Origin of the sequence: Gilliamella sp., assembly GCF_024104075.1 — a bacterium.
Taxonomy (GTDB): domain Bacteria; phylum Pseudomonadota; class Gammaproteobacteria; order Enterobacterales; family Orbaceae; genus Gilliamella; species Gilliamella bombi.
In genome coordinates this window covers 146,999-161,538 of the sequence record NZ_JAGGHR010000001.1, presented here as the reverse complement: position 1 = coordinate 161,538, position 14,540 = coordinate 146,999, and the positions used below count along the sequence as shown (strand labels likewise).

14 protein-coding genes are annotated in these 14,540 nt (G+C 34.7%); 6 read left to right on the top strand and 8 right to left on the bottom strand.

All coding sequences use genetic code 11. The annotated features are described in order from the left end of the window. Positions 1–943: 943 nt before the first annotated feature. From pflB to J6569_RS00715, 5 genes are all read right to left on the bottom strand, one after another. Entirely contained in the window at positions 944–3,226 is a 2,283-nt protein-coding gene (gene pflB, locus J6569_RS00735) for a formate C-acetyltransferase (protein WP_085164906.1), read from the bottom strand. 67 nt (positions 3,227–3,293) lie between these two features. Beyond that, positions 3,294–4,142 (bottom strand): formate transporter FocA, encoded by an 849-nt coding sequence (gene focA, locus J6569_RS00730; protein WP_081298300.1) that lies wholly within the window; start codon positions 4,140–4,142, stop codon positions 3,294–3,296. A gap of 626 nt (positions 4,143–4,768) precedes the next feature. Next, positions 4,769–5,719 carry a hypothetical protein gene (locus J6569_RS00725; protein WP_296317186.1) on the bottom strand — a complete coding sequence of 317 codons (951 nt, stop codon included), beginning with the start codon at positions 5,717–5,719 and terminating at the stop codon, positions 4,769–4,771. 604 nt (positions 5,720–6,323) lie between these two features. Beyond that, positions 6,324–7,391, bottom strand: a complete 1,068-nt coding sequence (gene mltC / locus J6569_RS00720; RefSeq protein WP_034914627.1) for a membrane-bound lytic murein transglycosylase MltC — start codon at positions 7,389–7,391, stop codon at positions 6,324–6,326. Positions 7,392–7,399: 8 nt separating this feature from the next. After that, positions 7,400–7,669, bottom strand: a complete 270-nt coding sequence (locus J6569_RS00715; RefSeq protein ID WP_034914624.1) for an oxidative damage protection protein — start codon at positions 7,667–7,669, stop codon at positions 7,400–7,402. 214 nt (positions 7,670–7,883) lie between these two features. Here J6569_RS00715 and J6569_RS00710 point away from each other — a divergent pair, with 214 nt between their 5' ends. The 3 genes from J6569_RS00710 to J6569_RS00700 all read left to right on the top strand — a co-directional run bounded on the left by J6569_RS00710 (position 7,884) and on the right by J6569_RS00700 (position 10,770). Further along, positions 7,884–9,095: an aspartate aminotransferase family protein gene (locus J6569_RS00710; RefSeq protein ID WP_296317183.1), complete on the top strand. Its 1,212-nt coding sequence runs from the start codon at positions 7,884–7,886 to the stop codon at positions 9,093–9,095. A gap of 65 nt (positions 9,096–9,160) precedes the next feature. Beyond that, complete coding sequence (gene yihA / locus J6569_RS00705) at positions 9,161–9,772, top strand: ribosome biogenesis GTP-binding protein YihA/YsxC (protein ID WP_296317181.1); 612 nt, start codon at positions 9,161–9,163, stop codon at positions 9,770–9,772. Between the two features lie 11 nt (positions 9,773–9,783). Continuing rightward, positions 9,784–10,770, top strand: coding sequence for a serine/threonine protein kinase (locus J6569_RS00700; RefSeq protein WP_296317179.1), 987 nt, complete (start codon positions 9,784–9,786; stop codon positions 10,768–10,770). Between the two features lie 12 nt (positions 10,771–10,782). Here the strand turns inward: J6569_RS00700 and J6569_RS00695 are convergent, their stop codons facing one another. After that, the gene (locus J6569_RS00695; protein WP_065574493.1) at positions 10,783–11,076 is read right to left on the bottom strand and encodes a GIY-YIG nuclease family protein; all 294 of its coding nucleotides are present in this window, start codon (positions 11,074–11,076) and stop codon (positions 10,783–10,785) included. A gap of 184 nt (positions 11,077–11,260) precedes the next feature. On the opposite strand from J6569_RS00695, the gene J6569_RS00690 reads away from it, so the two are divergent. The 3 genes from J6569_RS00690 to J6569_RS00680 all read left to right on the top strand — a co-directional run bounded on the left by J6569_RS00690 (position 11,261) and on the right by J6569_RS00680 (position 12,909). After that, on the top strand, positions 11,261–11,965 hold the full coding sequence (locus J6569_RS00690) for a lipopolysaccharide core heptose(II) kinase RfaY (protein WP_296317178.1): 705 nt from the start codon (positions 11,261–11,263) through the stop codon (positions 11,963–11,965). Positions 11,966–12,397: 432 nt separating this feature from the next. After that, positions 12,398–12,691 (top strand): hypothetical protein, encoded by a 294-nt coding sequence (locus J6569_RS00685; RefSeq protein ID WP_085164917.1) that lies wholly within the window; start codon positions 12,398–12,400, stop codon positions 12,689–12,691. Between the two features lie 11 nt (positions 12,692–12,702). Further along, positions 12,703–12,909, top strand: a complete 207-nt coding sequence (locus J6569_RS00680; protein ID WP_296317176.1) for a zeta toxin family protein — start codon at positions 12,703–12,705, stop codon at positions 12,907–12,909. A gap of 7 nt (positions 12,910–12,916) precedes the next feature. Here J6569_RS00680 and yfbR read toward each other — a convergent pair whose 3' ends face one another. Together yfbR and lpxC are read right to left on the bottom strand one after the other, a co-directional pair. Further along, positions 12,917–13,504 (bottom strand): 5'-deoxynucleotidase, encoded by a 588-nt coding sequence (yfbR, locus tag J6569_RS00675; protein ID WP_296317174.1) that lies wholly within the window; start codon positions 13,502–13,504, stop codon positions 12,917–12,919. 81 nt (positions 13,505–13,585) lie between these two features. After that, positions 13,586–14,500: a UDP-3-O-acyl-N-acetylglucosamine deacetylase gene (gene lpxC, locus J6569_RS00670; protein WP_065610422.1), complete on the bottom strand. Its 915-nt coding sequence runs from the start codon at positions 14,498–14,500 to the stop codon at positions 13,586–13,588. Positions 14,501–14,540 lie beyond the last annotated feature (40 nt).

Genomic DNA, 14,540 nt, shown 5'->3' with positions numbered 1-14,540 from the left:
CCAACATCTTACGATGAAAGACCAGTTAGAAGTCTGCACCCTTTCGGGTTAGGTCATGTTTCATACCCTATATCAGCCATTACAGCCAATCATTCGCTTTCTCTAACCTCCCTTACCTGCACCCCCAACAGTATCGCTTACGCTCTACCTGCCCTAGGGCGGAAATACAGGCTTACCAAGTTCCATTATTATCACACAAATAGTTAAGATGTTGTCTGTTCGCCGATAATGTTTATGATGACGTATCCCCAATGTAAAAAGAGATATCCCACTATATACCTTTTTGGTTAGAGCTTGTCAGTAGCTTAAGCTCTTTACAATTCACGACGTTTATCAACAATTCACTTACGTTCATCTTTCTATTTAGCCTAGCCCCTCATGACATGCTACTTGTCATTACCTAATGTTACCTCACGATACGCATTAACCTTGCTATTCCTCAAGGGGGTACATTGTCAGGAAGCTCCGCACCAGACCGTTGCCAGTCTCGCACTATCCCTAGGCTACTGTTAGTCATATAACAGGTTGACTCGCACTTTTACCTAATTTATAAGCAATTGTGCTTCAACAATGATAATAACAGCTTATGCACTTATAACTTCACAATAGGTCAATTCTAGCTTAAACTATACGCTGATGGGTTCTTTCGTTTCCTTGGGCGTTTCAATAATCTCTTATTGAACTCCTTGGAATCTTCCAGAATATCAGATATGATTAGTTGAATTGTCCAAAGAATTTGTTCTTTAAAGTATGAGAGTTGTCTCCCACGGACTTTAATATATTCTTTACCGAGTACAGGTTATACAATATCCTTTCGGACATGTATAAACGCCCTACTCGGATATTGTGAGGGTGGTCAATTAAAGTTGTTCACCTTAATTAACCTACCTAACTTTTGATTAAAAATCAAATAGTTAGACGAATAAGTGCGCTCTTGTCGCACTTACATTTTTTGTGTAAATGTACGATTAATTACGTCATTTTGTTGTTCTTTAGTTAATGAGTTGAAACGCACCGCATATCCAGAAACACGAATAGTTAATTGTGGATATTTTTCAGGATGTTCCATCGCATCTAATAATGTATCACGATTTAATACATTAACATTTAGATGTTGACCACCTTCTACTGTAGCTTCGTGATGGAAATAACCATCCATTAAACCAGCTAAGTTGCGTTTACGCACATCATCATCTTTACCTAATGCATTTGGAACGATAGAGAAAGTATAAGAAATACCATCTTTAGCATAAGCAAATGGAAGTTTAGCAACAGATGTTAATGAAGCTACCGCACCTTTTTGGTCACGACCGTGCATTGGGTTGGCACCTGGTCCAAATGGCGCACCAGCACGACGTCCGTCTGGAGTATTACCTGTTTTCTTACCATAAACAACGTTTGATGTAATGGTTAATACAGATTGTGTAGGTGTTGCATTACGATAAGTTTTAAGTTTTTGAATTTTCTTCATAAAACGTTCAACTAAATCAACAGCGATATCATCAACTCGTGGATCGTTATTACCAAATTGTGGATATTCACCTTCAATTTCAAAGTCAGTAGCTAAACCATCTTCATCACGAATTGCTTTTACTTTTGCATACTTAATCGCAGAAAGAGAGTCAGCTGCAACTGAAAGACCAGCAATACCACATGCCATAGTACGAATAACATCACGATCATGAAGCGCCATTAATGATGCTTCATAGCTGTATTTATCGTGCATATAGTGAATAGCATTTAATGCAGTTACGTATTGTTTTGCTAACCAATCCATAAAGTGGTCTAAACGAGCAAACACTGTATCAAAATCTAAATATTCATCAGTGATTGGAGCCTCTTTAGGACCAACTTGCATTTTTAATTTTTCATCCACACCGCCGTTGATTGCGTATAGTAGAGTTTTAGCAAGGTTTGCACGCGCACCAAAGAATTGCATTTGTTTACCAACAATCATTGGGCTTACACAACATGCAATAGCATAGTCATCATTGTTAAAGTCAGGACGCATTAAATCATCATTTTCATATTGTAATGATGATGTATCGATAGATACTTTTGATGCGAACTCTTTAAATCCACTTGGTAATTTTTCAGACCAAAGGATTGTCATATTAGGTTCTGGAGATGGACCCATTGTATATAAAGTATTTAAGAAACGGAAAGAAGTCTTAGTAACTAATGTACGACCGTCAACACCCATACCAGCGATAGATTCAGTTGCCCAAATTGGATCACCAGAGAATAATTCATCATATTCTGGCGTACGTAAGAAACGAACCATACGTAACTTCATAACAAAATGGTCAACAATTTCTTGAGCATCTTTTTCTGTAATTAAACCAGCTTCAAGATCGCGTTGGAAGTAAATATCAAAGAAAGTCGAAGTACGACCTAATGACATTGCAGCACCATTTTGTGATTTAACCGCAGCTAAATAACCAAAATATGTCCATTGAACTGCTTCTTGTGCAGTTTTTGCTGGGGCAGAAATATCGAAGCCGTATTTAGCTGCCATTTCTTTAATTTGGCCAAGTGCACGATGCTGTTCAGCAATTTCTTCACGACGTTGCATAATCATTGGAAGATCAACACCGTTTTCGAAATCAGCTTGTAGTGAATTGAATTGTGCAAATTTATCTTGCATTAAGTAGTCGATACCGTAGAGCGCAACACGACGGTAGTCACCAATAATACGACCACGGCCATAAGCATCAGGAAGACCTGTAATAACACCTGATTTACGACAACGAAGAATATCTGGAGTATAAATATCGAAAACACCTTGGTTATGAGTTTTACGATATTCAGTAAAGATTTTTTTGACTAAAGGATCAAGCGTTCTGTTATAAGCTTTGCAAGAATTCTCGATCATTTTGATACCACCAAACGGAATAATTGCACGTTTTAATGGTTTTTCAGTTTGTAAGCCAACAATTTTTTCTAAATCTTTTTCAATATAACCTGCATCATGAGCAGTAATTGTCGAAATAACACTTGTATCAAAATCCACAGGGGCATGGGTAGCATTTTCAATTTTAATGCCTTCCATTACTTTATCCCATAACTTAGTTGTGGCTTCAGTTGCGCCAGCTAAGAAAGACTCATCGCCCTCATATGGCGTGTAGTTTTTTTGAATAAAATCGCGGACATTAACATTATTTTGCCAATCACCATCTTTAAATCCTTTCCAAGCTGCTGCTTGTACTTCGTTTAAATTACTCATAATTTTCACCTCAGGTTTACAAAAATAACTATTTACCCTATTAAATATGAGGGTAAATATTATAAAATCAATGTGGCTTACGTAAATATAAAGCCCAATAAGGTAGTGCTACAGCTAAACCACCTAAAATATTCCCAATTGTAACTGGAATTAAATTTTTAAATACAAAATGCGATACTGTTAACTCTTTAAATGCATCTGCCGACACACCAGCTGCTTGCCAAAACTCAGGGGACGCAAAGTTCTTAATCACAATACCCATAGGAATCATAAACATATTTGCAATACTATGCTCAAAACCGCTGGCAACAAACATTGCAACAGGTAAAACCATAATTAGCATTTTATCAAGTAAGCTACGACCAGCGTAACTCAACCAGGCGGCCAAACAGACCATTAGATTAGCTAAAAAGCCAAGACATACTGCCTCAATAAAGGTGTGATGTAATTTATGATCAGCGGTTTGTAAAATATTTAGTCCCCACAAACCATTGGCTACCATATACTGGCCTGAAAACCAAATAACTGTAACAAACAGTATAGCACCAATAAAGTTACCAACATAGACCAAAATCCAATTACGAATCATTTTAGTCCAGCCAATTTTATGGGTCATTTTAGGTAAAATGGTCAATACTGTTGAAGTAAATAAGTCAGAACCACAACAAACAACAAGCATAAGTCCTAAAGAGAAACAAATACCGCCGACTAATTTTGCCAAACCAAAAGCAACGGTTGCTGTTCCGGTTGTTACGGTAATATAAAATACAAAAGCGATAGAGATATAAACACCAGCAAGCATTGCGGATAAAATCGTACTACATGGGTGTTTGTTTACTTTGTAATTGCCAAGATCTTCAGCAATTTGGGTCATTTGTGCGGGAGAATATGAATCCACAAGTTTATTGGTACTCAAACTAACATCCTCAAAAAAACTAGGGTTTTATGAGACGCATAGTATACTCAAAATTTGAAGCAGATCACGTTTTTTTTATTAAAAAACTTTAAAACCACAAAAATCCCTCATTATTAAAGAGGTTACTTATAGTAAAAATAGTGAATTAAAATTTTTAGGAAGATTTATATCTAGTGGGGAGCTAATCTTATTTAGAATCAACCTATCGGACGTGATTAAAATTAGCCATATTAACTTTGCCGTGCTATAAGCGTATTTTTTGCTCTAAAATCGTTCAGGTAGGCTATTGATTTTATTTAATTTTTTTATTTTAAATGAAATCAAACACTTATAGAATAGTTTTTTTATTACACTGGATTCTGCTTTTTAAGAAAAGCGCTTTTGTTATTTAATAATAGCTATTTAATAATAACTTGTTAATAACAGCTAGTTAATAACAAAAGCGCAAGATTTTAATTTGTATCGATCAGAGCACTATTTTGGCTTTCAGTCATTAAAGCGCAAAGCTCGCAGGCTTTTCCTGCTCAATACCTAACGCCTCATAGGCTTGGTTCTTTGTTATATTATCCTTTATTTGCACCATAAACTATTCCTGAGCCTAAGGATTAAGAAATAAACACTAAAATCTAAGGTGTGGTGCAAACAGCATAATACCCGAAGGTAGCACCCATGTGATTGCTATTGATGTAGCCAGTGTCCGAGTAGACATAGAACTGACGGTTAGGTATGGCGTTGATCGTCCAATAACCATAGTGGGAGTGAGTACTGTAAGCGAAATCCGCATTAGCGTAATGGGACATGTAGCCCCACTCCGTGAAAAATCCAGCTCCAATTCGACGCTGGTAATAATTTTCAGATGACGACGGCGTGGCACTAGAAATAGGAAAACTAGCTGTTCTGACTGCATTGGTTAAATCTCTTACCTGCGTAAGACGATACCCCAAACGACTACACCATGTTGTTTGAGCTGGGGCTGTATCATATTTACCTCCTCGGTTAACAAACCACTGCTTTAACTTAAATCCATATTTTACTACCTCATCACCAGTATTAATATCTCTACCCACTAACTCAAACGTCTGTGGTAACTGTGGCTTAGCAATTGGGTTAGGATGAGGATTGTACCATTGATTTCTTGCCTCTGGACCTGTTAGCTTAACACGAGCGACAACTTGTCCCTTATCTTCATCAGGGATCCACTTATCATTAGCTACAACATTTGTCACTGTCGCAGTGATGCCCCCCAAAGTAATGGGTTCCCATGTCAATTCCTTTATATCTACTCCACTTATGAGTAAATCAAAATATAAATTATGCCCACCCGTGGTCGGAAAATTAAGACTGTATGATTCAGGATGAATTGATTCAAAATCAATTGATTGTACTAAAAAGCCCTTATCGGGATTCCATATGTCAGCTGGACCCGCTCTTTCTTCATCACCCAAAAGTAGATTTGGCCTTACATAATTGATAACTGGCGACGGTAGCATTATTGCATCACTACGATTACCTGTTCGAGATTTTTTGCCATTCGCCTGTAAATTCCATGAAGATAACAATAATAACAGCCCCAACACCAATAAGCTTTTTTGAGACAATTTTGATAATACGTTGAGAGATAATTTGGAAGGTATAAATAAGTTTTGTGTAAAAGCTCTTCGAATAAGATTATTTAATAAATTTAAGACATAGGTTTGCCAGTGCTGGTGTCTGGTGTCTGGTGTCTAAAATGATAATGCATTATGGTTTACCTGTCAAGTAATTATTTGTTTTATTTTAATTTTTATTGTTTTCCGATTATTTAAAAAGCTTGCTTTCCTATAGCGGTTAAAGTATAACCATTTAAAAAATTGTTGGCTAGTTTTTTGGCGGATTTTTTTGTAAAGAAATGTAAAGATGAAAATCATTCACTTTATAGATAAGTAAATTTTTAATTAAAATAATTCTTTAAAAACTGTTAGAGTGTTTTACCCACAATCGCTTAGACTTTTGTTTATTACCTTTTGTTAGTTAGCTATTGTTTGTTAGCTTCTGAATCGCTAGATGTTGACTGATTATGTTGTGTTATCTTTAAACAACCATTAAATCCATTTTGCTTTATCATTCGTTTATGAGCTGGTAAATGATATATTTCCTCATCATTACTTATGAATGATGAGGAAATATTTATTTTTTTATAACTTATTTATTATCTAAGATTCTATTGACTTTTATTAGATAATTACGTGACTCTTGCGAAACGTGAGAAGTGACAAGTTTTCGATAAACCTGTTGTGGTGTCATTGAGTTTATGATGTTGATAGCTTCATTGCGATCGTTAGAAAACGTACGCAACACACTTCCTACTCCTCCATTATAAGATGTGATCACGGCGTATCTTAACGAAATTGGGTTATTAATGCCTGCTAAGTATTTCGTTTTTAATAAAGATAAATAAGCTGTACCTATATCAACATTATTACGCGGATCGAGTAAGAATTTTCGACTTGGTTCACCCGATTTGCCTTGTAATTTGAAAATATCACGCCCAGCGGTGTGTTGTTGTACTTGCATTAGTCCAAGCGCATCAGTACGGCTGACAGCATATGGGTTAAATGCAGATTCAACTTCCATAATGGCTAAGATCAAGCGTTCATCAATAAAATAACGATTAGAAGCTTCAGCTACTATTGGTAAGAATTTTCTGGCACGTTGATTTATGTGGTTAGGAACAAGTTTAATTTCAACATAAGTAATTTTATAAGAACCAGACCAGCGAGTTTTTATATTATTGCTAAGCAGATAATCAGCAAAACTATTGGCTCTGCCACTCCAACGAATCGGTTGATGCTCTTGATCTAATACCTGATTGTATAGAAATGGTTCTTGAGATAAGTCTTGACTGATTTTGTCATGTCGTATAATGTCAACTGGCTCTGACATAAGTAATGTCGAAACTATCGCTTCTTTTAGGTTTTCTATTGGTGATTCTGCCATCGTTTCAATAGTAATCACACCAGAAACAAAGTTAATATGGACACGCGTTTTTAAATTATCTTCATATTGAACATAATCTTTAGGCCCTGCAATAAGGACTTCTTTCGGACCCCAAATTTCTTCAATGTTATTAGCATATTGACTAATTAAGATATTAAAAGCATTAGTATCTTTAACATAATTGTTTTCATTTTTTTTTGAATTCGTACTAGGACAACCTGTTAGAAGAGTTACAGAAATAATTAACGCGATGATTTTTTTATTTTTTTTCATTTTACATCTCAATTTTGCGGTTTATATCCATCAATAACAACTTCTTCGCCTTCAAATAGAAATTTGATCATTTCAGCTTCAATTTTTTTTCGGTGTTCTAGATTCATCATATTGAGTTTATGTTCGTTAATGAGCATTGTTTGTTTTTTGAGCCATTCTTGCCATGCCTGTTTGGATATTTCGTTAAAAATACGTTTTCCAATCTCCCCTGGATAAAGTTGAAAATCTAATCCCTCTGCTTCTTTTTTTAAATAATGGCAATAAACGACACGGCTCATTTTTATCTCTTTTAAGTACACTTAACGAATAGTGGCTAATTATACCTGAAAATAATTATAGATAAGAAGAAAATTATTATATTAATTTTAAATTGAATTCACCTTTAATGAGTGAATATTAATTTAAAATATTTGAATAATTATTTACTTTACACCGCAATTAGTTTGATTAAAATGATAGGAACTAGTTAATAAAATAAATAAGGATTAAACAATGCAGCCAAAAATCACACGTGAACTTTTTGATAAAGTTATTTTACCTATTTATGCACCAGCAAAATTTATCCCCGTAAAGGGTAAAGGGAGTCGTGTTTGGGATCAAAATGGTGAAGAATATATTGATTTTGCAGGTGGCATCGCTGTAAATGCGCTTGGGCATTGTCATCCAAGATTAGTTAAAGCATTACATGAACAAAGTGAAAAGTTATGGCATGTAAGTAATGTTTTTACTAATGAGCCGGCTTTAAATCTTGCTCAAAAACTTATCGATAATACGTTTGCTGAACGTGTTTTTTTTGCAAATTCTGGTGCCGAAGCTAATGAAGCTGCGTTTAAATTAGCTCGTCATTACGCAATACATAAATACAATCCTTATAAGACTAAAATTATTGCTTTTTATCAATCTTTTCATGGGCGTACATTTTTTACCGTCTCTGTTGGTGGTCAGGCTAAGTATTCGGATGGTTTTGGTCCAAAACCAGCTGATATTATTCATGTTCCTTTTAATGATCTTGATGCAGTTAAAGCCGTAATGGATGATCATACTTGTGCGGTTGTACTAGAGCCTGTGCAAGGTGAAGGTGGATTAACTTCAGCCACACCCGAATTTTTACAAGGTTTGCGTGAGCTATGTGATGAATATAAAGCTTTACTGGTGTTCGATGAAGTGCAATGTGGAATGGGTCGAACAGGCAGTTTATTTACTTATCAACAATATGATGTAAAGCCAGATATTTTAACCTCAGCTAAAGCACTGGGCGGTGGATTTCCTATTAGTGCTATGTTAACAACAGACGAAATTGCTTCAGTTATGCATCCCGGTGTACATGGTACAACTTATGGTGGTAACCCTTTAGCTTGTGCTGTGGGTTGTGAGGCTTTTAATATTATTAATTCTCCTGAAATACTTGAAGGTGTGCAAAAACGACGTGCTGTATTTATTGAGCAATTAGAAAAAATTAATGATAAATTTAAATTATTTCGAGAGTATCGTGGGAAAGGGTTGTTGTTAGGTGCAGAGTTACAGCCCAAATTTCACAATAAAGCTCGTGATTTTTTGAACGTAGCATCCGAATTTAAAGTGATGATTTTAAATGCCGGACCTAATGTTTTACGCCTTACCCCATCACTAATTATTTCTGAAGATGAAATTAAAGAAGGTATGACTCGATTAGCAAAAGCTGTGGAAAAAGTTGTCAATTCTTAAGTTTTTCTATACAGTAACGGCATTTTAGTCAATTAAATGCCGTTGCATTTAAAGGATACTTATTTATGACCAATATTCACCCATTAAATTATGCTAAAACTCATTTTATTTTGAGTGCACCTGATATTTCTCATCTACCTATTGATAATGGTGTTGAAATTGCTTTTGCTGGTCGTTCTAACGCTGGTAAATCAAGCGCACTTAATACATTAACCAATCAAAAAGGGCTTGCTAGAACGAGTAAAACGCCAGGTCGAACCCAACTTATTAATCTTTTCGAAGTTGAAGAAAATTGCCGTTTAGTAGATTTACCCGGTTATGGCTATGCTCAAGTGCCAGAGGCGATAAAGCGTAAATGGCAAAAAGCATTAGGCGAATATCTGCAAAAACGTGAAAGTTTAAAAGGTTTGGTTGTATTGATGGATATTAGACACCCGTTAAAAGATTTAGATCAACAGATGATTGAGTGGGCGGTTTCAGTTGATATCCCTATTATGTTACTGCTTACTAAAGCTGATAAATTAGCTTCTGGCGCTCAAAAAAAACAAGTTAATATGGTTAAAGAAGCTATTTTACCTTTTCAAGGAGATATTACTGTTGCTCCTTTTTCATCACCTAAGCGTATTGGACTTGAAGCTCTAAAACAAAAATTAGATGAATGGTTTAGTTTGCAATAAAGGATCATTCAATGAATAGTTCAACATTTTCGTTTCAATCTTTATCACCAGATTTAATTATTGATAGCCTATCTTCAATAGGATTGAGTATAGATTCTGGTTTGACTGTGTTAAATAGTTATGAAAATCGTGTTTATCAATTTCAAGATGAAGATCATAAACGTTATGTGGCTAAGTTTTATCGACCAAATCGTTGGGATCGTCAGCAAATTCTTGAAGAACATCAGTTTACTAAGCAATTAGCTGATGCTGAGGTTCCCGTTATTACGCCATTAACATTTAATAATACGACACTACACGAATATCAAGGTTATCTGTTTACGTTGTTTGCTAGTGTTGGAGGACGACAATATGAGATGGATAATATCGAGCAAATGGAATCTGTGGGTATGTTGCTTGGTCGTATCCACCAAATTGGTGCTGAGCAGACATTTTTACATCGTCCAACGATTGGATTAGAAGAGTATCTTTATCGGCCACAAGATATATTGCTATCTAGCAATTATATTTCTAAGAAAGTTCAAACTGACCTTAAAGATATTTTAGCCCAGTTAATAAAAACTGTTGAACAGCATTGGCATAACGATTGGCAGCCTATTCGATTACATGCCGATTGCCATGCGGGTAATATTTTATGGCGCGATAATGCAATGTTTGTTGATTTTGATGATTCTCGTAATGGCCCTGCAATTCAAGATCTGTGGATGTTACTGCATGGTGTTCGTCAACAGCAACGTTTACAGTTGGATTTATTGATTGAAATGTATCAGGAGTTTTGTGAGTTTGATCATCATCAATTAAAGCTTATCGAACCTTTAAGAGCGATGAGAATGGTTCATCATTTAGCATGGATTTTAGAGCGTTGGCAAGATCCTGCTTTTCCTATCGCCTTTCCATGGATTACTGATGAGGATTTTTGGCGTCAACAATTAGCTGAGTTTAATAAGCAAATTGATGCAATTAAAGCTCCTACAATACAGTTAATGCCAATGATGTGAATATAAAGCGTATTAATTGAGTAATTTTAATAATTCGTTTAAATTAGGCTGGTTTGTGACTAACTTCTCTTTTTTTTGTTTAGAAAGCTGTTTTATTCGGTACTCAAGCCTAAGCGCCATCGATCTGTCACCGATGTAGATTTGGTACACGATAGTCAAATCTTTTTGCCCCTTTAGATGCTTTGCACCTTTGTTGGTTTGATGTTGGTGAAGCCTTCTTTCCACATTTGTTGTAATACCAGTATAGAGTGATTTTTTTGCTGTTCTAATAATATATAAAAACCATTCGGATGCGCTATTAGACATAACTAACCAATAATATAAATTCAATTATTTAACCATAATATCATTTTAATGGCATAGCAAATATTCATCACTTTTTAATTAATACTATTCATACTACTAGTTAAACGTTACTGTTTCATTTACTTTAACGCAGATAATGTTTAAGATAAGTCAATTTTTTTGATGTATTCTGGGATAATAAAATTTGAATAACTTTGCAAAAATTATTGAAGTTCAACGTGGCGATATGAAGTTCGCCTATGTGCAAAATGACAAAATCAATTATTTAGAACTTTTTGACCAATTTTTGGCAGAAGAAGGACATTATGAATTACTCGATCCTAGCGATAAATTAGAGCGATATACTTATTTAATCGATCATGATGAATCAAAATTTATTTTTAAAATTGATGGCGGTGTTGAGCACCGTTTAGAGCGTCGTTTAATCGCCAAAATTACAGGCGACTTTTATTTCAATTTAATTCGTAAACTCGCCAAAATATCACTTGATAATGCCGATATTGCTTATGAACTGTATTTGGTTGCTTTCGATCAAAAAACTAAACGCCATTATATGATTTTTAACTTTATCGAAGGGCGCTCTTTAAAGTGGGAAGAAATGAAAGAGTATGGCGAGCAAGTTAAAAACTGTATTGAAAAACTGCACAGTTATAATTTAGTATCTAATGATATTCATGGCGGAAATTTTATCTTAACGCCTGAAGGAAAAATCAAGGCCATCGATTTAACGAACTCAGGATTTATTTGGCTAACTAAAGCCAATGACGCAATCGAGTTGAAAGAACGCTTTGATATCAAAATTAAGGTTCCTTTTTTTGCAATGGCAATTAAAAAGTTTACTCATGGGTTTAAACGATTGTCTCGGAAGATCCGAGGGAAAGAAGATTAATTATTCTACCATTGTGAGAGTTTGTTGATCCTGTAAAGGTTCGAGTGATTATTATTCAGTATAATCGTAATTTTTTAATTAGTGATATCGTGAATTAGTTTCGTTATCACGTATATCACTAAAAAATATCTCGATTAGTTAGAGGAAATTGACGAGCTTAAAAGCCATTTAACTTGTATCTGACATAAAATACATTTATTATAACTAGAGTAAAAACCTTTTTATTATCACAGAATTTAATATTCTGAAAAAGTATGTATTTTTTATTAATAATCTATAATAGAAATAAAAAATGTTTAAGTGGGTAGCTACCTTTTAGGCCATGCCTACTTTAGTATGCCCACCACCATTGGTATGGTAATTTTGACTTTTTTCTTTATGTCTATGATCCATTTCGGCCACTCGATTTATAACGATGAATAAGGAAACATCATGAAAACACTAGATCCCAGCATTTACCCTTGGATTGACGCAGCAAAACAGGCGGTTAAACGAGAAAAAATCAAGTTTTGCCACTACTTCAGCTCAATTAAAGAAACAGGCGACCAAGCCGCTTATGATGCCGCTTATCCTCTCTATATAAAGGCTCTACAAGATTTATATGAAGTTGGAATTATCCCCCCAAGTACAGCAGATATAGACGAACTCAAAGCCATTGCGGCTGGTAATTTTCACCCGAAATTTAATGAAGTATTTCCTGATGTAGTATTTTCAGAAGATGATTGACTATTTATTTTATGGCTAATAAATTTATTCTTTCCAAAGATAAGCATGACAGAATTTTCGAGAATGCAATCAAAAATGAATATCTGAGATTTGTTAAACCTTCAAATAACCCTGAAGTAATTTTACTCGGCGGACAGGTCGGCTCAGGCAAATCAACAGTAAGAAATGAATACGCCAAAAACAATTTCTTGGTTATTGATACCGATGCTTATAAATAAACTAATTTTACATAGTTATTTCATCTAGTGATAAACTAAAGCTTGGAACAAAAACGTCTAAGAAGTAATTCATTTCAGGACTGTTACGTTCAAATAAAGTCTTTTTTAAACGTTGTTCTGCTAATTTAAACTCATTATTGCCCGCACTGAGCTCTTCAATCGTTTTAAGGTAAGCGCATAATGCATCAGCTTGTTTTACAATACTTTTCTCGATTTCGTCATAAAAATCATCATCAATTAATTTTCTAAAATCATCTTGTAACTCTTTAGGAAGCATATTGATAAGTTTATGCTGTGCTATTTTTTCAATCTTTTTATATTCAACCGTTATTTGTGGATTGTAATACTTTGTTGGTGTTGGTAGATCGCCTGTTATCACTTCCGAAACGTCGTGGTACATTGCCAGCAATGCAATTCTTTCTGGATTAACATTTCCATTAAATTTCTTGTTTTTAATTATTGCTAAGGCATGTGCAACAAAAGCGACCTGTAAACTATGCTCTGATACATTTTCAGTTCTTACATTACGCATTAAAGGCCAACGATTAATAAGTTTTAATCGTGATAAATGAGCAAAAAAATGACTGTTATTCATACATTATCCCTTTAATATAAAATAAAAACGCTCCTATTAAAAACAGGAGCGTCTATAATATAAAACAATATTACTTATATTTTATGCAAAAATAAGCTGTTGAGTACCCAATGCAAGTGGCACTATTTGCTCTTCTGTAAATGTGATATATTCCCATGCATTTTGTTTTGCTAGCAATGCTTGCAATAATTGATTATTCAATGCATGACCTGATTTATAACAAACAACTTCACCAATCATATTGTGACCGCTCATATATAAATCACCGATAGTATCAAGCATTTTGTGACGCACAAACTCATCTTCAAAACGTAAACCATCTTCATTAAGCACTTTATAATCATCAACAACAATTGCACAATCTAAACTACCACCAAGACATAAGCCTTTAGATTGTAATGCTTCAATATCACGCATAAAGCCAAATGTTCTAGCACGACTGATTTGACGAATAAATGATTCAGACGAAAAATCTAGTTGATAACGTTGTGAACTATTATCGATAGCTGGATGTTGAAAATCAATAGTGAAATCTAGCTTAAAGCCACTATAAGGCCTTACTTCAGCCCATTTATCACCATTTTCAACTCGAACTGTTTCTTTTACACACAAAAACTTTTTAAGTGCATTTTGTTCAGCAATACCAGCATCAAGCAATAAATAAACAAACGGACTTGCACTACCATCCATAATTGGTATTTCAGGGGCATTAACTTCAATAATAATATTATCAATACCAAGCCCTGCTAATGCAGCATTAATATGTTCAACTGTAGAAATACGAACATTGTCTTCATTTATTAAACAAGTACAAAGCATTGTATCACGCACAGACTTGGCATCCACAGGGAAATCTACATATGGATTTAAATCAGTACGACGGTAAATTATACCTGTATTTTCAGGCGCAGGACGTAATGTCAAGGTAACTTTTTTGCCAGTATGTAAACCAACACCAGTTGCTTGAATAGTCTTTTTTAATGTTCTTTGTTTCACTTTGCACCTACTTTTTTATTTGTTCTTACCGATTTTGACA